The organism is Cryobacterium sp. M23 (assembly GCF_002929655.1).
Taxonomy (GTDB): Bacteria; Actinomycetota; Actinomycetes; order Actinomycetales; family Microbacteriaceae; genus Cryobacterium; species Cryobacterium sandaracinum.
The window spans coordinates 18,550-41,907 of the sequence record NZ_PJJV01000051.1 but is presented as its reverse complement, the minus strand read 5'-3'; the positions used below and the strand labels follow the sequence as shown (position 1 = coordinate 41,907).

The 23,358-nt window shown below is 67.5% G+C and carries 21 protein-coding genes, 1 tRNA gene and 1 pseudogene; 17 read left to right on the top strand and 6 right to left on the bottom strand.

Annotated features, from left to right (window positions below):
- Positions 1-236: 236 nt before the first annotated feature.
- A complete protein-coding gene (locus CXY82_RS03125) occupies positions 237-836 on the bottom strand; it encodes a vitamin K epoxide reductase family protein (protein ID WP_233194144.1) in 600 nt (199 codons plus the stop codon).
- A gap of 279 nt (positions 837-1,115) precedes the next feature.
- On the opposite strand from CXY82_RS03125, the gene CXY82_RS03120 reads away from it, so the two are divergent.
- A complete protein-coding gene (locus CXY82_RS03120) occupies positions 1,116-3,854 on the top strand; it encodes an Rne/Rng family ribonuclease (protein ID WP_104169637.1) in 2,739 nt (912 codons plus the stop codon).
- Positions 3,855-3,975: 121 nt separating this feature from the next.
- Here the strand turns inward: CXY82_RS03120 and CXY82_RS03115 are convergent, their stop codons facing one another.
- A complete protein-coding gene (locus CXY82_RS03115) occupies positions 3,976-4,266 on the bottom strand; it encodes a DUF4031 domain-containing protein (protein WP_104103409.1) in 291 nt (96 codons plus the stop codon).
- Between the two features lie 191 nt (positions 4,267-4,457).
- Here CXY82_RS03115 and rplU point away from each other — a divergent pair, with 191 nt between their 5' ends.
- The 11 genes from rplU to CXY82_RS03060 all read left to right on the top strand — a co-directional run bounded on the left by rplU (position 4,458) and on the right by CXY82_RS03060 (position 12,092).
- Positions 4,458-4,766 carry a 50S ribosomal protein L21 gene (gene rplU / locus CXY82_RS03110; RefSeq protein WP_104103412.1) on the top strand — a complete coding sequence of 103 codons (309 nt, stop codon included), beginning with the start codon at positions 4,458-4,460 and terminating at the stop codon, positions 4,764-4,766.
- A 19-nt stretch (positions 4,767-4,785) separates the two neighbouring features.
- A complete protein-coding gene (gene rpmA / locus CXY82_RS03105) occupies positions 4,786-5,043 on the top strand; it encodes a 50S ribosomal protein L27 (protein WP_104169636.1) in 258 nt (85 codons plus the stop codon).
- A gap of 135 nt (positions 5,044-5,178) precedes the next feature.
- Positions 5,179-6,759 carry a GTPase ObgE gene (gene obgE, locus CXY82_RS03100; protein ID WP_104103417.1) on the top strand — a complete coding sequence of 527 codons (1,581 nt, stop codon included), beginning with the start codon at positions 5,179-5,181 and terminating at the stop codon, positions 6,757-6,759.
- Positions 6,756-7,565, top strand: a complete 810-nt coding sequence (proB, locus tag CXY82_RS03095; RefSeq protein ID WP_104169635.1) for a glutamate 5-kinase — start codon at positions 6,756-6,758, stop codon at positions 7,563-7,565. Before obgE ends, proB (CXY82_RS03095) begins: the two co-directional genes overlap by 4 nt.
- Positions 7,562-8,344: a glutamate 5-kinase gene (proB, locus tag CXY82_RS03090; RefSeq protein ID WP_104103424.1), complete on the top strand. Its 783-nt coding sequence runs from the start codon at positions 7,562-7,564 to the stop codon at positions 8,342-8,344. The genes proB (CXY82_RS03095) and proB (CXY82_RS03090) overlap by 4 nt, the downstream gene beginning before the upstream one ends.
- A 9-nt stretch (positions 8,345-8,353) precedes the next feature.
- Positions 8,354-9,616 carry a glutamate-5-semialdehyde dehydrogenase gene (locus CXY82_RS03085; protein WP_104169634.1) on the top strand — a complete coding sequence of 421 codons (1,263 nt, stop codon included), beginning with the start codon at positions 8,354-8,356 and terminating at the stop codon, positions 9,614-9,616.
- Between the two features lie 63 nt (positions 9,617-9,679).
- Complete coding sequence (locus CXY82_RS03080; RefSeq protein ID WP_104169633.1) at positions 9,680-9,880, top strand: hypothetical protein; 201 nt, start codon at positions 9,680-9,682, stop codon at positions 9,878-9,880.
- A 15-nt stretch (positions 9,881-9,895) separates the two neighbouring features.
- Positions 9,896-10,498, top strand: coding sequence for a nicotinate-nucleotide adenylyltransferase (nadD, locus tag CXY82_RS03075; RefSeq protein WP_255408565.1), 603 nt, complete (start codon positions 9,896-9,898; stop codon positions 10,496-10,498).
- Positions 10,495-11,529 carry a hypothetical protein gene (locus CXY82_RS03070; RefSeq protein WP_146069037.1) on the top strand — a complete coding sequence of 345 codons (1,035 nt, stop codon included), beginning with the start codon at positions 10,495-10,497 and terminating at the stop codon, positions 11,527-11,529. Before nadD ends, CXY82_RS03070 begins: the two co-directional genes overlap by 4 nt.
- A gap of 40 nt (positions 11,530-11,569) precedes the next feature.
- Complete coding sequence (gene rsfS, locus CXY82_RS03065; RefSeq protein WP_104169630.1) at positions 11,570-11,947, top strand: ribosome silencing factor; 378 nt, start codon at positions 11,570-11,572, stop codon at positions 11,945-11,947.
- Positions 11,948-12,019: 72 nt separating this feature from the next.
- Positions 12,020-12,092, top strand: a tRNA-Ala gene (locus CXY82_RS03060).
- 162 nt (positions 12,093-12,254) lie between these two features.
- Here CXY82_RS03060 and CXY82_RS03055 read toward each other — a convergent pair.
- Positions 12,255-12,473 (bottom strand): DUF1653 domain-containing protein, encoded by a 219-nt coding sequence (locus CXY82_RS03055; RefSeq protein WP_104169629.1) that lies wholly within the window; start codon positions 12,471-12,473, stop codon positions 12,255-12,257.
- Between CXY82_RS03055 and CXY82_RS18485 the strand changes: the two genes are divergently transcribed.
- Positions 12,399-13,259, top strand: coding sequence for a YchJ family metal-binding protein (locus tag CXY82_RS18485; RefSeq protein ID WP_370443674.1), 861 nt, complete (start codon positions 12,399-12,401; stop codon positions 13,257-13,259). The genes CXY82_RS03055 and CXY82_RS18485 overlap by 75 nt on opposite strands.
- Positions 13,260-13,539: 280 nt before the next feature.
- Here CXY82_RS18485 and nrdD read toward each other — a convergent pair.
- Together nrdD and CXY82_RS03040 are read right to left on the bottom strand one after the other, a co-directional pair.
- Positions 13,540-14,466: pseudogene (gene nrdD / locus CXY82_RS03045) on the bottom strand (anaerobic ribonucleoside-triphosphate reductase); the annotation flags it as partial.
- A 159-nt stretch (positions 14,467-14,625) separates the two neighbouring features.
- Entirely contained in the window at positions 14,626-15,006 is a 381-nt protein-coding gene (locus CXY82_RS03040) for a hypothetical protein (RefSeq protein WP_104169628.1), read from the bottom strand.
- 212 nt (positions 15,007-15,218) lie between these two features.
- On the opposite strand from CXY82_RS03040, the gene CXY82_RS03035 reads away from it, so the two are divergent.
- On the top strand, positions 15,219-16,280 hold the full coding sequence (locus tag CXY82_RS03035; RefSeq protein WP_104169627.1) for an LLM class flavin-dependent oxidoreductase: 1,062 nt from the start codon (positions 15,219-15,221) through the stop codon (positions 16,278-16,280).
- 150 nt (positions 16,281-16,430) lie between these two features.
- Here CXY82_RS03035 and CXY82_RS03030 read toward each other — a convergent pair whose 3' ends face one another.
- Entirely contained in the window at positions 16,431-16,622 is a 192-nt protein-coding gene (locus tag CXY82_RS03030) for a hypothetical protein (RefSeq protein WP_146069036.1), read from the bottom strand.
- Between the two features lie 361 nt (positions 16,623-16,983).
- On the opposite strand from CXY82_RS03030, the gene glgX reads away from it, so the two are divergent.
- Genes glgX through treZ form a run of 3 tightly spaced genes read left to right on the top strand, consistent with a single transcriptional unit; the run spans position 16,984 to position 23,337 of the window.
- A complete protein-coding gene (gene glgX, locus CXY82_RS03025) occupies positions 16,984-19,188 on the top strand; it encodes a glycogen debranching protein GlgX (RefSeq protein ID WP_104169625.1) in 2,205 nt (734 codons plus the stop codon).
- A complete protein-coding gene (gene treY, locus CXY82_RS03020) occupies positions 19,185-21,575 on the top strand; it encodes a malto-oligosyltrehalose synthase (protein WP_104169624.1) in 2,391 nt (796 codons plus the stop codon). The genes glgX and treY overlap by 4 nt, the downstream gene beginning before the upstream one ends.
- Entirely contained in the window at positions 21,565-23,337 is a 1,773-nt protein-coding gene (treZ, locus tag CXY82_RS03015) for a malto-oligosyltrehalose trehalohydrolase (protein WP_104169623.1), read from the top strand. Before treY ends, treZ begins: the two co-directional genes overlap by 11 nt.
- The last annotated feature ends 21 nt before the right edge of the window (positions 23,338-23,358 follow it).

The following is a 23,358-nucleotide window of genomic DNA, read 5'->3' as shown; positions in this document are numbered from 1 at the left end:
CCGAACGCCTCATCAAACTCACACTCGCCGCCTAAAATGAAACCAAGGACCCCGTCCGAAAAGACCGGGTCACCCCAGCCCGTGTGAGCGGCGTGTTGCGAAAATCTCCGAAGTTAGCAACCGCCACGGATGCCCGGAGCGGCAACCTCCGGCCGCTACCACCGGAGCTCGACCACCGGAGCTCGACCACCGGAGCTCGACCACCGGGTCTCAACCGGACGGGGGCAGGGTCGCCATTACAGGCGGTTCAGGAAGTCCATCTCGACCTGGGCGATGACGGCGGCGATCAGGTAGCAGACGATCGTGATCACGATGATCCAGGAGGAGGCGACGGATGCCAGGCGCCGCACGTGCGGCCCCGCTGGGAGGTTGCCCGCCGTGAGGTTGTGCAGCGTCACGGCGAGGAACATTGGGATCGTGACCGTCCAGGTCACCATGCACCACGGGCAGAGCACGTCGAGCTCGAAGAAGCTCTGCGCCATCAGCCAGATCACGAACGCGAGGGCGCCGGTGACGCCCACGTTCAGCGCGATCCAGAACCAGCGGGCTAACCGCGCCCCGGCCAGGATCGCGGCGCCGATCGTGATGACTACCGGCCAGGCCATCAAGCCGATCACCGGGTTGGGGAAACCGAGGATGGCACCCTGCCACGATCCCAGGTTGGTGCTGCAGCCCACCAGCACACTGAAGTTGCAGGAAAGCTGGGCCTGCGGGTCCTCGAGGATCGCGAACTTGTCGACGGTCAGGAGGAAAGCCGCGATGAGGGCGATCAAACCACCGATGATGAAGAAGATGGCGAGCCCGATGGGGCGCTTGACGGGCGGGTTGTGGGGCACGATTGAATTATGTCATGTGCCTCGCATGTGTTCCTGAGAATGCATGCGATAATCGGAACAGTCGCTTGGGCCGCGCTCAAGTTGACGCCAGAGAAGTCTTAATGGGCCGTAAAGGCCCAGATTCATTGGTCCCACGACCAAAGGTATTAGCAGCCAGAGCCAAGAGCCGGTTGCGAACGAAGAGGATTTCCGAGGGTTTCGCGCAAGCGTGATCCTCGCACGAGAGAGTAGCCGGATGGGTGGCGCGGTCGCCCACACTGGTCAAGGAGCGCACCAGTGATGGTGGAAGACAACGAAAACATCAGAAAACGCAAGGGTTTGTTCGGCACCCGCCGCACCTCGCGGAGGGCTGCCACCCCGGTGACCGTTCCGGAGGCCGCGCCTGAGAACAACAGTGCGCAGCAAAATGACGCCGCACAGAACATCGCTGCGGCGACGCGCGAGCCGATTTCAGCAGCGCAGGCACCCCGCGTCCACACCGACGACGCCGTGACCGAGCCGGCAGCCGCCGCTCCGTTCGGCGAAACCCCCGACTCAGAACAGGACGCTGCCGTGGAACCGACGCCGCCGCCCACCCCGACCGCCGATGTGGTTCGCCGCCCGTCCACCTCGCTGGTGTTCCAGGCCCCGGTCATCGTGCCGCTACCGGCCCGCACCGGAGCGCGCCGCGACACCGCGCGCCAGGACCAGCGCCAGGACCAGCGCCAGGACACCGGCCAGGACATCCGTCAGGACCATGACGACGAGGGCGACGACTCGTCGACCGTTCGTCGTCGCGCCCGCCGGCGCACCGGCGACGAGAACCGGTCCGGATCCGACGACCCCGCGAACACCGTTGTTCGCGTGCGCACGCCCCGCGAACCCGAACTCATCACCGAACCCCAGCGGATCAAGGGGTCGACCCGCCTCGAGGCCAAGAAGCAGCGCCGCCGTGACGGCCGCGATGCCGGGCGCCGTCGCCCGGTGATCACCGAGGCCGAGTTCCTCGCCCGCCGCGAATCCGTCGACCGGGCCATGGTCGTGCGGGCCAAGCACAACAAGATTCAGATCGGGGTGCTGGAAGACGGTGTGCTGGTCGAGCACTACGTCGCCAAGAATCAGGATGCCTCGCTGATCGGAAACGTCTACCTGGGCAAGGTGCAGAACGTGCTGCCGAGCATGGAAGCAGCCTTCGTCGACATCGGACGCGGCCGCAACGCCGTGTTGTACTCGGGTGAGGTCGACTGGGAGGCCGCCGCCGAGAACTCCGGCAACAGCAGCCAGGCTCGGCGCATCGAGCTCGCGCTCAAGCCGGGCGACAAGGTGCTCGTGCAGGTCACGAAGGACCCGATCGGGCACAAGGGTGCGCGACTCACCAGCCAGGTGTCACTGCCCGGCCGCTACCTCGTCTACGTGCCGAACGGCTCGATGAACGGGATCAGCCGCAAGTTGCCCGACACCGAGCGGGCGCGCTTGAAGAAGATCCTCAAGGAGGTTCTGCCCGAGAACGTGGGGGTCATCGTGCGCACCGCGGCCGAGGGTGCCACCGACGAGCAGCTCACGCTCGACGTCAACCGGCTCACCTCGCAGTGGGCGTCCATCGCCAAGCAGGTCGACACGGTGCAGGCACCGGCCCTGCTGCACAGCGAACCGGACCTTCTGATCAAGATCGTGCGGGATGTCTTCAACGAGGACTTTCAGAAGATGGTCATCTCCGGCGAGGAATCCCGCGAGGTCATCGAGGCCTACCTGCGCCAGGTCGCACCGGACCTGGTGGAGCGCGTGGAGCGCTACGAGGGCGAGAACGACGCCTTCGACGAGTACCGTATTTCGGAGCAGATCGAGAAGGCCCTCGACCGCAAGGTCTGGCTACCGTCCGGTGGCTCCCTCGTGATCGACCGCACCGAGGCCATGACCGTCGTCGATGTCAACACCGGCAAGTTCGTCGGCTCTGGTGGAAACCTCGAGGAGACCGTCACGAAGAACAACCTCGAGGCTGCCGAAGAGATCGTTCGCCAGCTGCGTCTGCGCGACATCGGCGGCATCATCGTCGTCGACTTCATCGACATGGTCCTCGAAACCAACCGCGACCTCGTGCTGCGCCGCATGCTCGAATGCCTGAGCCGCGACCGCACCAAGCACCAGGTCGCCGAGGTTACCTCGCTCGGGCTTGTGCAGATGACCCGCAAAAAGCTCGGTCTCGGACTTCTGGAATCATTCAGCGAGAACTGTGAAGCCTGCGCCGGCCGAGGCATCGTCATCCACCACGACCCGGTGCTCAAGCACCGCCAGACGGCTCAGCCGGCCATGGAGCGTCGCCCGCGCAGCAAGTCGGGCACCAATTCCGGCGGCGACAACGGGCACCGCGGCGGAAACGGAAACGGAAACGGTACCAACTCCGCAGCCGTGCACGCGTCTCAGGCCGATGCCGGCAAGTCCGGACACGGCACCCACGGCATCACCGAGGATGCCAAGCACGCCCTCGCCCTGATCGCCGCCCGCACCATCCCGCGCGCCCTGACCGGCTCGATCCCGATCATCGCCCTGCCTGAGGCGAAGCCGGAATCGGTTCCCGCGGAGACCGCCGCATCAGCCAACCCGGCCGCCGAAGCCAACCCGATCGAGGAGGCCGTGAACGAGGCAGTCGCGGTCGAGACGTCTGCACCGTCGGCACGCCGCAGCCGTAGGGCGTCCTCCCTTCCCCGCCAGCGGGACGCAGCGCCCATCGTGACCCCGGAAACCCCGGTGCAGGAGGCGCAGCAGACCCCGGTCGAGGCACCTGCCGCGCTCGAGGCCGCAACGCCCGACGACGACGAGCCCGTCGCCATCCTGGACATCCCGGTCAAGAAGTCCTCCCGTAGCCGCCGCACGGTCAGCAAGCAGGTCACCGACCAGCTGCTGGACTCGGTGCTGGACGCCCTGCCCGAGCCCAAGCAGCCGGGCCAGGGGCGTTCGCGCAGCCGGCGGGTGACGACGGCCGGCGGATCCACCGGGTCGGCCCAGCCGATCATGACCACGGCCCCGGATTCCCAGCAGTAACGAGAATCCCTGCAGGAACGAATCGAGTCGATCGGGCGACCGGCGGCGCACAGCCCACGGGGCTGGGCGTCGCCGGTCGCCCGGTCTCTTTCAACCGGCGAGGCAGCGCTTCGGGCCCCGATCAGGACTCTGGGAGAGAGCCGCTGCCCGATCGGTCCCGGCCGCGCACACGCAGGCCGCTTGCGCGGAGCCGGAGAACCAGTTCCCGATTGTCCACCGGATGCGCCCCCGAGGCCACGAGGGCGTCATAGCGGTGGGCGGGTACGTCGTAGTGGTCCAGGTCGAAGCCGCGGCGGGGGATTCCGTTGCGGGCCGCGAAAGCGTGCAGTTCGGCCAGTGACGAATCGCTGACAAGATGGGACCAGACGGTGCCATGCGCGGGCCACATCGGCTTGTCGATCAAGACGGTCATCACCCGATTCTATGATCCGGCCTCGGTTTGACCGTTGCAGCAGGATCGGCTAACGTTGACTTTTGGTGTGCGACGGGCCTTCGCCCCCGCGATCACCGAGGTTTTCTGAGAGCGACGGGCCGACTTGGCGTGTTTAAGGCAGTAACTTTCCATCACGGGGCCTCACGGCTCCCCAGAGATAGGTACGTAACGTGGTTTACGCAGTTGTGCGCGCCGGTGGGCGGCAGGAAAAGGTAGAGGTCGGGACCATCGTCACGATGGACCGAATCAAAGCCAACAAGGACGGCAACGTCGAGCTGGCCGCAGTGCTTCTCGTCGACGGCGACACGATCACCTCTGACTCCCAGTCACTGGCCAAGATCACGGTCACGGCCGAGGTCTTGAACGATCTCCGCGGTCCGAAAATCGTCATCCAGAAGTTCAAGAACAAGACCGGGTACAAGAAGCGTCAGGGGCACCGTCAGGAGCTCACTCGCGTTCAGGTTACCGGCATCGCCTAGGCCCTGAGGAGCAGAACAGATGGCACATAAAAAAGGCGCGAGTTCCACTCGCAACGGTCGCGACTCCAACGCCCAGCGCCTCGGCGTGAAGCGCTTCGGCGGTCAGGTTGTCAGCGCGGGCGAGATCATCGTCCGTCAGCGCGGCACCCACTTCCACCCCGGCGTCAACGTCGGGCGTGGTGGCGACGACACGCTCTTCGCTCTCGAGCCCGGCTCGGTTGAGTTCGGCGCCAAGGGCGGCCGCAAGGTCGTCAACATCGTGGTGGCTGCCGCTTAGGCATTCCACATCGGTAAGCGTGAGGGCGGGCTTCGGCTCGCCCTTTGCGTGTTTTACGGCACCCGCACGACAAGATGCACAGCACCAATGATTTACGCACCACTGAGCTTTTTGCCACCTGAAAGGGGCACCCCCATGGCCACGTTTGTTGACCACGTCACTCTCCACCTGCGAGCAGGCAACGGAGGGAACGGCTGTGTCTCCGTCAAGCGTGAGAAGTTCAAGCCGCTCGCCGGCCCTGACGGAGGCAACGGCGGAAGCGGTGGTGACATCGTGCTCGTCGCCGACCCGAACGTGACGACCCTCCTCGGTTACCACCGGTCCCCGCACCGCAGCTCCGCGAACGGCGGCCCCGGCATGGGTGACCACCGCGCCGGCTTCGGCAGCGAGCTGATGGAGCTGGCCGTCCCGCTCGGCACCGTGGTCAAAGACGCCGAGGGCAACGAACTCGCCGACATGACCGAGCCGGGCTTCCGCATCGTCGTGGCGCCTGGCGGTCAGGGCGGGCTCGGCAACGCGGCCCTGGCCTCGCTCAAACGCAAAGCCCCCGGCTTCGCCCTGCTCGGCACCTACGGCTGGGAAGGCGACATCCAGCTTGAACTCAAGACCGTGGCGGATGTCGCGCTCGTCGGCTACCCCTCGGCCGGCAAGTCCAGCCTGATCGCGGCCATCTCGGCGGCCCGGCCCAAGATTGCGGATTACCCGTTCACGACCCTGCACCCCAACCTCGGCGTCGTGGATGCCGGCGAGGTGCGCTACACCGTCGCCGACGTGCCCGGCCTAATCGAGGGCGCCAGCGAGGGAAAGGGCCTCGGCCTCGAATTCCTTCGTCACGTGGAACGGTGTACGGCGTTGCTGCACATCCTCGACTGCGCCACACTCGACCCTGACCGTGACCCGCTCAGCGACCTCGACGTCATTCTCGGCGAACTGGCCGCCTACCCGGTGCCCGACGGCCAGAAACCGCTCCTCGACCGCCCCCAGTTGATCGCCCTGAACAAGATCGACGTTCCCGAGGGCCGGGAGCTCGCGGAGTTCGTCAAGCCCGACCTCGAGGCGCGCGGTTACCGCGTGTTCGAGATCTCGACCGTCAGCCATGAGGGTCTCAAGCAGCTCAACTATGCGCTGGCCGAGACCGTCGAGGCCGGACGGGTCGAGGCCGCCGCGGCGCAGGCCGTCAAGCCGCGCATCGTGATCCGCCCGAAGGCCGTCGACGACAGCGGCTTCGTCGTCAAGGTCGAGGGTGGGTCGTTCGGCAACATCTACCGCATCATCGGCACCAAGCCCGAGCGCTGGGTGCAGCAGACGGACTTCAAGAACGACGAGGCCGTCGGCTTCCTGGCCGACCGCCTGGCCAAGCTCGGCATCGAGAACGAACTGTTCAAGGCCGGCGCGATCGCCGGCTCGACGGTCATCATCGGGCCCGGCAACGGCGTGGTCTTCGACTGGGAGCCCACCCTCACCTCCACGGCCGAACTGATCACGGCCCCGCGTGGCACCGACACCCGCCTTGACGACTCCAAGCGACGCACCAGCAACGAGCGCCGAGAGGAGTACTTCGGCCGGATGGACGCCAAGGCAGCCGCACGCGCCGAACTGATCCGAGAGCGCGAGGCCGGCATGTGGTCGACCGGCGAGGAAGAGTACAACGGCGACACTCTCACGGGCGACGGTTCAGTCCCGGTGTCGCCCCGTAAGGAGAGCGGGGCCGAATGAGTCACCGCTCCCGCGCCCAGGTAGCCTCCGCCCGGCGCATCGTCGTGAAGGTCGGCTCCTCGTCGATCAGCGGCGACAACTCCGAGCAGATCGTACCTCTGATCGAGGTCCTGGCCCAGGCCCACAATCGCGGCGTGGAGGTCGTCCTGGTGTCGAGCGGCGCCGTCGCCAGCGGCATGGACTACCTCAACCTCGACGAGCGGCCGGCCGACCTGGCCACCCAACAGGCCGCGGCATCCGTGGGTCAGAACGTGCTCACGGCCCGTTACCAGGAGACTCTGGACCGCTATGGCATTGCCGCGGGGCAGGTGCTGCTGACAGAGGGTGACCTACTCAACGAGCCGCACCGCAGCAACACCCGCCGCGCGGTGAACCGGCTGCTGGACCTGCGCATTATGCCCGTCGTGAACGAGAACGACACGGTCGCGACCTACGGGCTGCGATTCGGCGACAACGACCGGCTCGCCGCCATGCTCTCGGTGCTCATCCGCGCCGACCTACTGCTCTTGCTCAGCGACGTCGACGCGCTCTACACCAAGCCCCCGCACCTGCCCGGTGCGGAACCGCTCGACTTTATCGGGTTCGACCAGGAACTGGACGGCATGGAGTTCGGGGCGAACAAGGGTGCCGGCACCGTGGGCACCGGCGGGGCGGACACCAAGGTGAGGGCGGCCCGCCTGGCCGCCTCCGCCGGAACGGCCGTTCTCGTCACTGAGACGAGCCTGGCCGCAGAGGCCCTCCGCGGCGGCTCCTGTGGCACCTGGTTCGAGCCGATGCCCACCGCGCCCGGCCGAGCGCTTCTGTGAGCGCACTCGGCCGACACGAGGTCGCGTCGGCCGCGCGCATCGTTGTGAAGGTCGGCTCCTCCTCGATCAGCGGCGCGAACATCGCACAGATCATCCCGCTCGTCGATGCCCTTGCCGAAGCGCACGGGCGCGGAGTGGAGATCGTCCTCGTCTCCTCCGGGGCCATCGCCACCGGCATGCCCTACCTGCAACTCGACGAGCGCCCCACCGACCTGGCCACCCAGCAGGCCGCGGCATCCGTGGGCCAGAACCTGCTCATCTTCCGCTACCAGGACAGCCTCGACCGGTACGACATCGTCGCCGGCCAGGTGCTGCTCACTGCCGGTGACCTGGAAAACCCCTCGCATCGAGGCAACGCCCACCGGGCGATGGATCGCCTGCTCGGTCTGCGCATCCTGCCGATCGTCAACGAGAACGACACGGTCGCCACCCACGAGATCCGGTTCGGCGACAACGACCGGTTGGCCGCCCTGGTCGCCACGCTCATCCACGCCGACCTGCTGGTCCTGCTCAGCGACGTCGACGCCCTCTACACGCGCGCGCCGCACCTGCCGGGCGCGGAACGCATCGATCACGTCCCCTGCGGCGATCCCATGCTCGGTGTCGAGCTCAGCGGCAGCCGCTCCGGCGTGGGCACCGGGGGTGCCGACACCAAGGTGTCGGCCGCACGGATCGCGGCGGAGGCCGGCACTGCCGTGCTGCTCACCTCGACTGGTCTGGTTGCCGAGGCACTCCGCGGCGACCCGGTCGGAACCTGGTTCGAACCCGCTCTGGCCTAAACTACCGGGATGCTGCAGACCGACTCACCTCAGATCACCCCGATCCTCGAAGCCGCCCGAACCGCCGCCCGAACTCTGGCCACGACGTCGACCGGGCTGAAGAACCAGGCGTTGCACGGGATCGCCGCCGCCCTGCGGGGGAGCGCTGCGGAGATTCTGGCCGCTAACACCCTGGATCTGGCCGCCGGCACGCACAATGGCCTCTCCGAGGGCTTGCTCGACCGCCTCAGCCTCGACGAGGCGCGCATTAACGCCCTCGCCGACGCCGTGCTCGAGATCAGCCTGCTCACCGATCCCGTCGGGGAGGTTGTGCGCGGCTCCAGCCTGCCCAACGGCGTCCGAATCAGCCAGGTGCGTGTACCCTTCGGTGTCGTCGGCGTCATCTACGAAGCCCGCCCGAACGTCACCGTGGACATAGCCGCCATCGCTCTGAAGAGCGGCAACGCCGTCGTCTTGCGGGGCGGATCGGCCGCCGAGAACACCAACCGGGTGCTCGTCACCCTGCTCCAGGCCGCGATCAGGCAGGTCGGCCTGCCCGAGGCGTGCGTGCAGACCATCGACCCGTTCGGCCGTACCGGTGCCACCGAGCTGATGCAGGCCCGCGGCTTTGTCGACGTGCTGATCCCGCGGGGGAGCGCCGGCCTGATTCGGGCTGTCGTCACCCAGTCGACCGTGCCCGTGATCGAGACCGGGGCCGGCGTCGTGCACATCTTCGTCGACGAGTCGGCGAATCCGGAGTGGGCGGTCGACATCGTGCACAACTCGAAGGTGCACCGGCCCAGTGTCTGCAACGCCCTCGAGACTCTGCTCGTGCACGAGGCCGCGGCCGCGCGGCTCCTGCCGGCCGTTCTGGCGAAGCTGACGGAGTCCGGCGTTACCCTGCACGGCGACGACCGCGTGCGCGAGATCTTCCCCGCGGCCGTGCCGGCCACGGAGGAGGACTGGTCCACCGAGTACATGGGCCTCGAACTGGCCGTGGCGGTCGTCGACTCCCTCGACGACGCCATTGCGCACATCCGTCGCTACTCGACCGGGCACACGGAGTCGATCATCACAAACGACATCGTGAACGCCGACCGGTTCCTCGGAGAAGTGGATTCCGCGGCGGTCATGGTCAATGCCTCGACCCGGTTCACCGATGGCGGCGAGTTCGGTTTCGGAGCCGAGGTGGGCATTTCCACCCAGAAACTGCACGCTCGCGGGCCGATGGGTCTGCCCGAGCTCACCAGCACCAAGTGGATCGTGCGTGGCTCCGGCCAGGTGCGCGCATAGCCCCGCTAGACTGTGAGCCGCGGCGTATCACTGTGCCTTGTGTGTCCCTGAATGGAGAATCCCATGTCGTTCCTGACCGTTGTGCTGGCTGAGGCCGGGCTCGTCGATTTGCCGATGCCGATCTTCCTCTACGGAGTGATCGCCCTCGTGGTCTTCGCCGCGCTCGGCTTCGTCGTCTGGTCCTACCGGGATGTCGCCAACCGCCACCAGGCCAAGGCGAAGGCTTACGCCGACGCCCACGGCGGCGCGCGCAGCGACCACTAATCGGAAGCGTCACCCATCGATAATCCCGGGGCCCGCCCACCGCGCATCGGCGTGATGGGCGGCACGTTCGACCCCATTCACCACGGGCACCTTGTGGCCGCCAGCGAGGTGGCTCAGAGCTTCGACCTTGATACGGTCATTTTCGTTCCCACCGGTCAGCCGTGGCAGAAGGCAGATGTGACCGAGAGCGAGCACCGGTATCTCATGACGGTCATCGCCACCGCCTCCAATCCCCGGTTCACCGTCAGCCGGGTCGACATCGACCGAACCGGGCCCACGTACACGATCGACACCCTGCGGGATCTGCACGCCGAACGCCCGGACGCGGAGCTGTTCTTCATCACGGGTGCCGACGCGATGGGGCAGATCCTGGGCTGGAAAGATGTTCAGGAGCTCTGGGACCTGGCCCATTTCGTGGCTGTGAGTCGTCCGGGACACGAGCTCAGTATTTCGGGATTGCCCGACCAGGACGTAAGCTTGTTGGAGGTTCCGGCTCTGGCCATCTCGTCCACGGACTGCCGGGAACGTGTGAATCGGGGATTCCCGGTCTGGTATCTGGTCCCCGATGGGGTTGTCCAGTACATCTCAAAGCATCATCTGTATCGGAGTGTGGCATGACGTTGGGTAATGACCCACAGCCACTGACGCGGCGACAAGCCCGCGAATGGGCTAGTCGGAACGAGCAGGTCGTCGCCGGCGAATCGGCCGTGCCTGCGCCTCCGGCGCCGCTCGAACCGGCACCGGTGGATCAGGCACCGGTGCCGGTGACGGATGCCCTTTCCGCAAAGCAGCACGCCGCCCAGCAGTATCCCGCCGCACCGTCCGCGTTCGCGCCTCGCGCCGTCGACGGCACGCGCAGCGTTCTCCACGCGCAGGACCACAGCACCCTGACCCGTCGTGAGCTGCGCGCGCTTCAGACCGCACAGACCGGCGATTCCGGCGAATTCCTGCTGAAGCACAACTCCCACACCGAGTCGGCGCTCCCAGCTGCCCCGATCGCACCCGTGCCCGAGACGGCTGCGCACCCCTTCGCCATCGACGCGCTGCACGTTCCGGTGGCCCCCGCCAAGGTGGCGCCGCCCGTCGAGTTCCTGATTGAGGCCTCCCCGCGCACGAGGGTCAAGTCCCGACCCGGAGTGCTCCACCCGCCGGTCGGACACTGGTCGCTGGCCCGCGACGAGGTTGACGACCACGTTCCCGGCGTGACACAGCTCGAACCGTTCGACCAGATCGTGGCTCGCGGCATCAGCGCCGGCGGCATTCCGACCACGACCAACGCCCTGATCCTGCCGTCCATCCCGCACCACGGATCTTCGTCGGGCCCGCTCATGCGCACCGGCGAGATCATGGTCACCGGGTCGATCGACCTGCCCCGCAGCCTCGGTTCCACCGGAGCCCTGCCGAACGTCTTCGACTCGTCGGACATGGATCAGATGCTCGACCAGCTCGACGAGGGTGGACACCATAGCGACGTCGCCCCGGTCAGTGCGAGCCGCGCCGTCAGCACGCACGCTTCGACCCGGGGAGTCATGGCTCCACCGAAAAAGCGCGGGTTGACCGTTCCGGCCGTCCTGACCGTTACCGCAGGCGTCCTCGCTTTCGGCGTGCTGGCCCTGATCGTGGCCGGCTACGTCCTCAAGATTTTCTAATGCCATCCATTTCGCTTTCACTAACTCAGGGATTCATTCGATGACCGCTTCTGCCCATGCTCTCGAGCTCCTCCAGGTGGCCGCCGCCGCCGCAGACTCGAAAGCGGGGGAGGACCTCGTCGCAATCGACGTATCCAATCCCCTGCCTCTCACCGACATCTTCCTGATCGTCACGGGCCGCTCCGAGCGCAACGTGGTGGCCATCGCCGGTGAGGTCGAGGACAAGATGACCGAGGCCGGCCACAAACCGCTGCGTCGCGAAGGCCGTGCCGAGGGGCGCTGGGTCCTCGTCGACTTCGGCGATCTCGTCGTGCACATTTTCCACGAGGAAGAGCGCGTGTACTACTCGCTCGAACGTCTGTGGAAAGACTGCCCCGTCATTCCCATCGCACTGCCTGCCCACAAGGCCGCCGAGTAGCGGTGGTCAGCAGCAGGCTAATCATGTAGTAGCCTAGAGAAGTTGTTTCGGGCACGTTGCGAAACACATTCTGGGTCCGTGGCGCAGCTGGTAGCGCACCTGCATGGCATGCAGGGGGTCAGGGGTTCGAATCCCCTCGGATCCACCGAGTAGCACAACGTACCGAAAATATGGAACAGGCCTCGACTTCGGTCGGGGCCTGTTCTGGTTATGTGGGGCAGAAAAGCTCATCAGTGAACTTCGCATGAAATGTATCGATCAGATGGATCCTCGCGGAGGCCCTCTGACGCGACTGCGGGGCTGGTGATCACGCGCCGTCGATCAGGGCGAAGCGTGGAACGTCTGCGCCGTCGATGCGGACGGTTCCCGTGAACATGGCCAAGGGGCGCACCCACAGCCCGCGTTCTCCGTACAGGGCGGTGTAGACCACCAGCTGTTCCTCGGTCTCCGAGTGCAGGGCCACGCCGAGAACCTCGTAGAGGTGACCCTTGTAGTGCTTGTATCTGCCGATCGCAATGTCATTCATGGTGGGCTGACTCTAGGCTCCTTCGCCCGGCATTCCCAAACCGTCATCTCCCCACCCGAGCCGGACCGGCAGGTACCGGGCCGTACCCTGTTGCCCGGCGCCACACACCTGTTCGAGGAGCCGAAACCCTGGCGGAGGCCGCCGACCTGGCCCGGAACCGGGTCGCCGACCACCTCGCCCCGACCGTCCCGCCACCGGTTGCCCGCACCGCGAGTATCGCCCCGAGTCCGGCCGACACCCGAGCGACGGGAGCCACAGAACGAACCCGGCACGGGAGGTGACCGCGACGCTGCGGTCGAACAGGTCGGCAGAACGCGAGTACGAGACCGAGCCGACCGGGTTCCGGCGGCCCGGACGCTGCCCGATACTGGAGGGGTGCCCGAGACTTCGATCCCCGCAGAGCGCCCGCAGCGCCCTCGACCGTGCCCCTGCCCGAGCGGCAACCCCTATTCCGCGTGCTGTGGTCGGTTCCACCGCGGGGACGCGTTTGCGCCCACCGCGGAGGCGCTGATGCGGTCCCGGTACGCGGCCTTCGCGGTGGGGGAGCCGGACTACCTGCTCACGACGTGGCATCCGCTCACCCGCCCGGAGGTGCTGGAACTCGACGCCGACGTGCGTTGGCTCCGCCTCGAGATCGAACGGACCGCGCAGGGCGGCCCGTTCGACACCGAAGGGGTGGTGGAGTTCACCGCGCACAGCCGGTCCGGCGGCGTCTCCTCGCAGCAGCACGAGATCAGCCGGTTCGTGCGCCTGAACCGCCGGTGGGTCTACCGGGACGCCGTCTAGCCCAGCTGCTCCAGGTGGGCTTTCAGCCGCGCCGCGAACGCGGGGCGGGCACCTTCGGCCCGCACAGTCTGCAGCACGTGTTCCCGCACGCCCAGGGCGGTGAGCGTGGCGCTGAGCCCCTGACTTCTCCGGGGGGCGTGATCATCGGGTCGACGGTCGTGCGTGCCGGGTGGGCTCCCCACCCGAGAAGACCACCCCGTCGAGCAGGCCGTGACGCTTGGCCAGCAGCCAGCCGCAGGTGGACAGTGCCACAAGTCCCGCGATCTGCAGATCGTTCGCGCTCGCCCTTCTTGCCGATGCTGAACGAGCTGACCGGGCGGAAGTGGCCCATCACGATGGTCCACACCTCACAGACGCCGCCGCAGACCGTGCAGGTCGGGTGCTCGCCGGCCAGGTAGCCGTGGTCGGGGCAGATTGAGAACGACGGCGTAACCGTGATGTACGGCAGCCGGTGCGTCGTCAGGGAGCGCTGGACGAGCTCGCGCCAGGCCGCGGCCGTGCAGAGCTTCTCCGACATGTACAGGTGCAGCACGGTGCCGCCGGTGTACTTGCTCTGCAGCTCGTCCTGGCGGTCGAGGGCCTCGAACGAGTCGTCGGTGAAGCCCACCGGCAGCTGGGACGAGTCGGTGTAGTACGGGTTCGCTTCGGTTCGGGCCTGCAGGATGTCCGGGAAGCGCTTCCGATCGTCCTTTGCGAACCGGTCGGTGGTGCCCTCCGCCGGGGTAGCCTCCAGGTTGTACATGTTTCCGGTGGTCTCCTGGAATGAAGTTCTGGAAATAAGGCGTGCCAAACTTCGCGGTCATCACGTCGATAGACGCCCGGTTGATCACGGCCATCTCCTCGGCCAGGTCGCCGTGGTTGAAGTCCTGCTCGACCTCGCCGATCACGGTCACCTGCTCGCGCAGGTACTCCGGGCAGACCCAGTCGAACGTGAGGTTGGTGAACGGTGCCCGGTAGGAGTCGAAGGAGCTGAACTCCTGCGCTCCGGCCCACTCGTTCTGCATGGTGCCGAGGAAATTGACGATCCGCGCGAGGGCCGAGGAGAAATGCCTCGGGGAGTGGACTCGACCTTGTCGAGAAAGCCAATCAGTCCCTCGTCGAGGAACACCCGGAGCGACCAGCCGGCGCAATAGCCGGCCAGCATGTCGAGGTCGTGGATGTGTAGCTCGCCCTCGCGCTGCGCCTTGCCGATCTCGGCGCTGGAGACGGCGGCACGGATCCGCACTGCGTCGGAGGGAGCGTCGGCGCCAGTGCGCTTGATGGCCCAAAATTTCGGGTTTGTGCATTCGACCTCACACCCTGTGCCTCAACGTCACCACATCTTGGGGTCCACATTCCGATACTGACGAGATGTGGTGGTGAGTGGCTAAGCGAACGGTAAGAACAGGGCCGCCAAAAGGGCGATGTAGACGACCACGAAGACTGCGGGGGTCAGGAAGCGCACGACGTTGATCCACGGTGCGGAGGCGATGACGCCGCGCCCGAGGGCGCTGCTCGCGGGCAGCGCGCAGAGGTCAGCCACGATGGCGAGCCCTTCGTTCGCGGACGCGATTTGAGCGAGCGCGCCGAGAATGCCTGAGGCCAGCAGGATGCCCGCGGCCGCGATGCGCACGCTCAGCTCGGCCTCCGCCAGGCCGAGGGACAGGAAGGCCACGAGCGCCGTGAGTAGGAAGGTCGGAGCGAGCTGGGACATGATGATGTGCCAACGGGCCCGGGTCCAGAGCGAAATGAGTTCGTGTTCGGTCATGGGAAATCTCCTGTCGCCGGGGCGGCCGGATGGTGGCGCCTGACCCCATTCTGCCCCCTCGCGCCGGCTCGCCGGCGGCCCCCCTCCCTAGCGGAGCGCGCCGAACCTCAGGTCGGGCTCGGAATATTCCCGGGACGGCCGCGGTTTGGCCTTTGAATGCATTTGCATAGAGTTTGTCGAACGTACCGACCACGGCGAGGAGCACGCACCAGATGAAAAAGAAGTTCGAACTCGGGCTGGATACCTTCGGTGACGTTACCTTTGACGTCTTCGGGGCCCGGTTGTCCCAGGCGGCGACGCTGCGCAACGTGGTGGCCGAGGGTGTGCTGGCCGATCAGGTCGGCCTGGACTTTTTCGGGATCGGTGAGCACCACCGGGAAGATTTCGCCGTTTCCGCCCCCGAGGTTGTTCTGGCCGCGATCGCCGGGCAGACCACCGGCATCCGTCTCGGGTCTGCGGTCACCGTTCTCAGCTCCGACGACCCGGTGCGCGTCTTCCAGCGCTTCTCCACCCTCGACGCGGTCTCCAGCGGGCGTGCCGAGGTCATCCTGGGTCGCGGCTCCTTCACCGAGTCGTTCCCGCTTTTCGGCCTGGAGCTGGAGCAATATGAGCTTCTGTTCGAGGAAAAGCTCAACCTCTTCACCGAGCTGCTCAAGGAGGAGCCCATCACCTGGTCGGGCGAAACCCGTGCCGGCCTGCGTAACCAGCGGGTGTTCCCGCCCACCGAATCCGGATCCCTCACCACCTGGATCGGCGTGGGCGGCAGCCCCCAGTCCGTCGTGCGCGCCGCGCACTACGGCCTGCCGCTGATGCTGGCCATCATCGGCGGCTCGCCGCTGGCCTTCGTGCCACTGGTCCAGCTCTATCACCGTGCGCTGGCCCAGTTCGAGAAGCCGACCCGCCCGATCGGCGAGCACTCCCCGGGATATGTGGCCGTGACGGATGCCCAGGCCCGCGAGGAAATATGGCCGCACTATGCCGCCATGCAGGACCGGATCGGCCGCGAGCGCGGTTGGGGTCCGGTCACCCGGGAGCGCTTCGAACACGACGCCGGCCCGGACGGCGCCCTGTTCGTGGGCTCACCCGAGACCGTGGCCACGAAGATCGCCGCCACGGCGGTGAGGCTGGGGCTCGCCCGCTTCGACCTCAAATACAGCCTCGGCACGCTCTCCCACGAGAAACTGATGACCAGCATCGAGCTTTACGGCACCGAGGTGGCACCGCTCGTGCGCGAGCTGGTAGCTGCCGACCGCGCCGACGACGAGAGCGGGTGATCGCGGAACGCCAGAATACGAGGCCCGGCACAGCGCCCGGAACGAATTCGACGGAGATTCTGCTCAATACGGCTCGAAATACTCCGGAAACCCGCTCTTTTCCCAAAATCTCCGTCGAATTGGTTCGACACCGGGCACGGTGCTCCGCCTCTAGAGCTCGGCCACCGTGCCGGCGCCGTCCTCCTGCAGAGCGTACCTGGCGGGGACGAGCTGCTCGAGGCTGCGGTAGACATCCGCCGGCACCACGTCTTCGCCGGCCGGTGCGCTGAGGATGATGACGTCTGTCCCCAGGCCGGCCCGGAGGGTGAGGTCGTAGAGCTCGTCGAGGTCGTGCTGGGACAACACATCGCCCTGAGCCTCGGCGAGATGTACGCGTTCGCCGCCACGCCAATCGTGCAGGTACGCAGCACCTCGGCCGGGGCGTCGCACCGCGAGCCTGAACCATCCGGGCCTGCCAAGCTCCCTGGCCACCGGCGTGCAGAGGCACATCGGCGGCGTCCTCGCGGCCCTCGACGGTGACCGTGGGAACCGGGGGACGAAGCGAAGACCACGACCGCATTCACAGCGGCTTGATACCCAGAGCGGTCACCCGCGAAAACGGATCGGGCGTCGACGGGGCCCGGCAGACTGTAGCGTACTTGTGGGCATACCGGCGCGGTCGGTGTGTCGACAGCACGAGACCCGTAGCACGAGGAGCACCCTTTTGGAAACCTGGCCCGGTACTGCGTACCCGCTCGGCGCAACGTACGACGGCAGCGGCACGAACTTTGCCCTGTTCAGCGGAGCCGCCCACCGCGTTGAGCTCTGCCTTTTCGACGAACAGGGCGTGGAGACCCGCATCGACGTGGTCGAATCCAGCGCGTTCATCTGGCACTGCTACCTGCCTCTGATCCAACCGGGACAGCGCTACGGCTACCGCGTGCACGGCGACTACAACCCCGCCGCGGGCAGCAGGGCGAACCCCAACAAGCTCCTGCTCGACCCCTATGCCAAGGCCACCTGCGGCACGATCGACTGGGACCAGTCCCTGTTCTCCTACAACTTCGGTGACCCGGATTCGCGTAACGACGAGGACTCCGCCCCGCACATGATGCTCGGCGTCGTCGTCAACCCGTTCTTCGACTGGGTGGGAGACCGGCCCCTGCGTACGCCCTACAGCGCCTCCCTGATCTACGAGGCCCACGTGAAGGGCCTCACCAAGCTGCAGGATGCGGTACCGGAGGGCCAGCGCGGCACGTACGCCGGCGTGGCGCATCCGTCGGTCATCGACCACCTGCAGAAACTCGGCGTGACCGCGATCGAGCTGATGCCGGTGCACCAGTTCGTCAACGACGGCACCCTCGAGGAAAAGGGCCTGAACAACTACTGGGGTTACAACACCATCGGGTTCTTCGCCCCGCACAACGCGTATTCCTCCACCGGTGACCTCGGCAACCAGGTGCAGGAATTCAAGGGGATGGTTCGTTCTCTGCACGACGCCGGTATCGAGGTCATCCTCGACGTGGTCTACAACCACACCGCGGAGGGCAACCACCTCGGCCCGACGATCTCGTTCAAGGGTATCGACAATGAGGCGTACTACCGGCTCATGGACGACGACAAGCGGTACTACATGGACTACACGGGCACCGGCAACACTCTAAACGTTCGCCACCCGCACTCGCTGCAGCTGATCATGGACTCGCTGCGCTACTGGGTTCTCGAGATGCACGTCGACGGCTTCCGGTTCGACCTGGCCTCGGCTCTGGCCCGGGACCTCTACGACGTCGACAAGCTCTCCACCTTTTTCGAGCTCGTGCAGCAGGACCCGGTGGTGTCCCAGGTCAAGCTCATCGCCGAGCCGTGGGACGTCGGCCCCGGTGGGTACCAGGTCGGCAACTTCCCGGCCCAGTGGACGGAATGGAACGGAAAGTACCGCGACACCGTGCGTGACTTCTGGCGCGGCGAACCGTCGACGCTGGGCGAGTTCGCCTCGCGCATCACCGGTTCCGCCGACCTCTACGAGCACTCGGGCCGCCGCCCCGTCGCCTCGATCAACTTCGTCACCGCGCACGACGGGTTCAGCCTCTCCGACCTGGTCTCTTACAACGAGAAGCACAACGACGCCAACGGCGAGAACGGCCAGGACGGCGAATCGCACAACCGGTCCTGGAACTCCGGGGTCGAGGGGCCGACGGATGACCCGGAGGTCCTGGCATTGCGGGCCCGGCAGCAGCGCAACTACGTTGCCACCCTGCTCCTGTCGCAGGGTGTGCCGATGATCCTGCACGGCGATGAGCTCGGCCGAACGCAGAACGGCAACAACAACACCTACGCCCAGGACAATGAACTGAGCTGGATCCACTGGTCGGAGGCGGACCAGCCGCTGATCGAGTTCACGGCTGCCGTTTCCCGGCTGCGCCGCGAACACCCGACGTTCCGCCGCAGCAGCTTCTTCAACGGCCACCCCGGTCACCGCACCGCGGGCGACCCGATGAGCGACCTCGTCTGGCTGACCCCCGACGGGCAGGAAATGCAGTCCCAGGACTGGGACGAGCACCTCACCCGCACGGTCGCCATGTTCCTCAGCGGCAACGGCATCCGGGAGCGCGACGTCCGTGGCCGGGTGGTGACCGACGTGAATTTCCTGGTCTGCTTCAACGCAGACGCCGAGGATGTCGAGTTCACCCTGCCCTCGGCCGAATACGCCCCGGCCTGGGAGATCGTCGTCGACACGGCGGGCGAGGGCGCCGACGCAGTCCCGCGGCCCGCCGGGTCCCTGCACACGGTGACGTCGCGTTCCCTCGTCGTGCTGAGGGCGTATCACGCTCCGGAAACCACGCCGGACCACTCCGTCGCGGCCTCCCTGGCCGGGCTGATGACGGGGACGATCCCCGTGATCGACCCGGCGCACCTGGTCAAGCCGTGAAAATTCCACTCACCACCTACCGTCTGCAGATCACGGCCGCGTTCGACCTGGCGGCCGTGGGAGGGGTGCTCGACTACCTGACCGAGTTGGGTGCGGACTGGCTCTATCTGTCCCCGCTGCTCGCTGCGGAAGAGGGCTCCGACCACGGCTACGACGTCGTCGACCACTCCCGCATCGACCCGGTGCGGGGCGGCGCCGAGGCGCTCACCCGCTTGGCGGCGGCCGCGACGGATGCCGGGCGCGGCATCCTGGTGGACATCGTGCCCAACCACATGGGCGTCGCGACCCCGCACCGCAACCTCTGGTGGTGGAACCTGCTCCAGCACGGCCCCGCGTCGCGCTACGCGGAGGCCTTCGACGTGGACTGGGCCGCGAACGGCAACCGAATCGTGCTGCCCGTGCTCGGCGACGACGCGGACGGAATGAGCGAACTCGACCGCCTCCAGGTGGTCGGCGACGAGCTGCACTACTACGACAACCGGTTCCCGCTCGCCCCGGGCAGCGCCGACGGCGGCGCGGACGCCCGCGTCGTGCACGCCCGGCAGCACTACGAACTCGTCAACTGGCGCCGCGCGGACGCGCAGCTGAACTACCGTCGGTTCTTCTCCGTGAACACCCTGGCCGGCCTCCGGGTCGAGGTGCCGTGGGTCTTCGACGAATCCCACCGGGAGATCGTGCGCTGGGTGCAGGAAGGCCTCGTGCACGGGCTGCGGGTCGACCACCCCGACGGTCTCGCCGACCCGGGCGGCTACCTCGACCGGTTGCGGGATGCCACCGACGGAGCCTACGTGCTCGTCGAGAAGATCCTCGAGGGTGACGAACAGCTGCCGACCAGCTGGGCCACCGCCGGCACGACCGGGTACGACGCCCTCGCCGACTTCGACCGGCTGCTCGTCGACCCGGCCGGGCAGGGCGCGCTCGACGCACTCGAGGCCCGGCTGCAGGCCGAGGCCGCGGCGCCGACCGGTGACGCGCCGCCGGCGGACTGGGCCGACCTGGTGCACGCGCGGAAGCGCGTCATCGCGGACCGCACCCTCCAGGCCGAGGTCGTGCGCCTGGCCCGACTGGTCCCCGGCGGCGACGCCACCACCGAACTGACCACGGTCGACGCCCTGGCCGAACTCCTGGCCTGCTTCCCGGTCTACCGCTCCTACCTCCCGGTGGGCATCGACGAGCTGCGCCACGCTGGCGTCGAGGCGGCTCGCCACCGGCCCGACCTCGGCCCCGCGATCGAGGCTCTGCTTCCGTTGCTCGGCGACCCGGGGCATCCGCTGGCCGTGCGCTTCCAGCAGACCTCGGGCATGGTGATGGCCAAGGGTGTCGAGGACACCGCGTACTACCGCTTCAGCCGGCTCACCTCGCTGAACGAGGTCGGCGCCGACCCGGGGGAGTTCGCGGTCGACATGGCCGAGTTCCACCGTCGCCAGCAGACCCGCCAGGCCACCTTCCCGACCTCGATGACGACCCTTTCCACCCACGACACCAAGCGCAGTGAGGATGTGCGCGCCCGGATCTCGGTGCTGGCCGAGATCCCGGCCGAATGGGAGAGCACCCTGCGCACCCTGCGCGCGACCGCGCCCCTCGGCGACGCCCCGTTCGAGAACCTGCTCTGGCAGGCCATCGTCGGATCGTGGCCAGCCACACCGGAACGCCTCATCGCCTACGCGGAGAAGGCGGCTCGGGAAGCCGGAACGTCGACCACCTGGACCAGCCAGAACGCGGAGTTCGAGACGGCGATGCGCGGCCTCGTGACCGCCTCCTTCAACGACCCGGCAGTCACGCAGACGCTCACCGCGTTCGTCGACCGGGTACGCCAGGCGGGCTGGAGCAACGCGCTCTCGAACAAGCTCGTGCAGCTGACGGCCCCCGGAGTGCCCGACGTCTACCAGGGCAGCGAGCTATGGGACACCTCCCTCGTCGACCCCGACAACCGCCGCCCGGTCGACTACGACCTGCGGCGCGGCTACCTGGCCCGGGTGCAGGACGGCTGGCTGCCGCCCGTCGACGAGACCGGCGCCGTGAAACTTCTGGTCACCACGCGCGCCCTCCGGCTGCGCCGCGACCAGCCCGAACGTTTCTACCGGCACAGTCCGGTCCCCGCGTTCGGCGCCGCCGCCGACCACGTGATCGCTTTCGACCGCGGCGGCGCGGTCACCATCGCCACCCGGCTGCCGCTCGGGCTCGCGGCCGCGGGCGGCTGGGGAGATACGATCGTGGTCCTGGCCGGCGGGCCGGTCGTCGATCTGCTGACCGGGGAACGCCACCCCGGCGCATCCGTCAGCGTGGCCGCCCTGCTGGGGCGCTACCCGGTGGCCCTGCTGGTGCCGGCCGACGACGCCGACCCGACCCGCACGACCGACCTGGAAGGTGCCGACCATGCCCGCTGAATTCGAAGTCTGGGCTCCCAACGCATCGGCCCTGGCGGTCGAACTCGCCGACCAGACCGTGCCGATGACCCCGCGGGGCGACGGATGGTGGCACGCACCCCGTCCGCTGACCGAGCCCGCCGAGGGCCGTGCCGCTGAGCCCGTCGACTACGGCTTTTTGATCGACGGCCAGGGGCCCTTCCCCGACCCGTGCTCCCGGCACCAGCCGAACGGCGTGCACGCGAAGAGCCGCACGTTCGATCCCGGCGCGCACGTCTGGCAGGACAGCGCCTGGACCGGCCGCCAGCTGGCCGGCAGCACGATCTATGAGCTGCACCTCGGCACCTTCACCACGGAGGGCACCCTCGACGCCGCGGCGGGCCGGCTGGCCCACCTGGCCTCGATCGGCGTCGACTTCGTGGAGCTGCTCCCGGTCAATGCCTTCAACGGCACCCACAACTGGGGCTACGACGGAGTGCTCTGGTACGCCGTGCACGAGGGCTACGGCGGACCGGCTGCCTACCAACGGTTCGTGGACGCCTGTCACCAGGCCGGAATCGGCGTCATCCAGGACGTGGTCTACAACCACCTCGGCCCGAGCGGCAACTACCTGCCGCAGTTCGGTCCGTACCTGAACGAGAGGGGCGACACGGGCTGGGGCTCCTCCCTCAACCTCGACGGCGCCGACTCCGACCCGGTGCGCCGCTACATCATCGACAACGCCCTGATGTGGCTGGGCGACTACCACGTCGACGGGCTCAGGCTGGATGCGGTGCACGCCCTGCGGGACGACCACGCCCTGCACCTGCTCGAGGAACTCGCCGCCGACGTCGATGCGTTGAGCGCCACCTGCGGGCGCCCGCTCACCCTGATCGCCGAGTCGGACCTCAACGACCCGCGCCTGATCACCCCGCGGGACGTCGGCGGCTACGGGCTTACCGGCCAGTGGAGCGACGACTTCCACCACGCCGTGCACGTGGCGGTCACCGGCGAGACCACCGGCTACTACGCCGACTTCGAGCCGCTCAGCGCCCTCGCGAAGGTGCTCACCCACGGGTTCTTCCACGACGGCACCTTCTCCAGCTTCCGCGGGCGCACCCACGGTCGGCCGATCGACACCGCACGGATGCCGGCCTGGCGCCTCGTCGTCAACAACCAGAACCACGACCAGATCGGCAACCGGGCCACGGGCGACCGCCTCAGTGCGACCCTCGACGCCGGGCAGCTGGCGATCGCCGCTACGCTGACCCTGCTCGGCCCGTTCACGCCCATGCTGTTCATGGGCGAGGAGTGGGGGGCGAACACACCTTGGCAGTTCTTCACGTCGCATCCGGAACCCGAACTCGGCGAGGCCGTCCGCACAGGCCGGATCGGCGAGTTCGCGCGCATGGGCTGGGACCCGGCCGTGGTGCCCGACCCGCAGGACCCGGCCACGTTCGAGCGGTCGGTGCTGGACTGGGCTGAGGTGTCCCAACCGGCCCACGCGCGCCTGCTCGATTTCTACCGGGCTCTGGGCTGGCTGCGGCGTTCCCGTCCGGACATCACGGACCCGCGCTTCGGCCGGGTCGCGGTCGACGTCGACGAGAAAGAGCGGTGGCTGCGGCTCTGCCGCGGCGACACCGAAATCCTGGTCAACCTGGGCACGGAGGCTCGTGACGTGCCGACGGATGCCCCGGCGCTACTGGCATCCTTCGCCGCCGTCGGCGACGCGGTCCAGTCTCGCACGCCCACCGCGGTCACCCTCGCACCGCACTCCGTCGCCGTGTTCGGCGCCTCCGAGTAGCCCGCAGTCAACGGTCCCCGG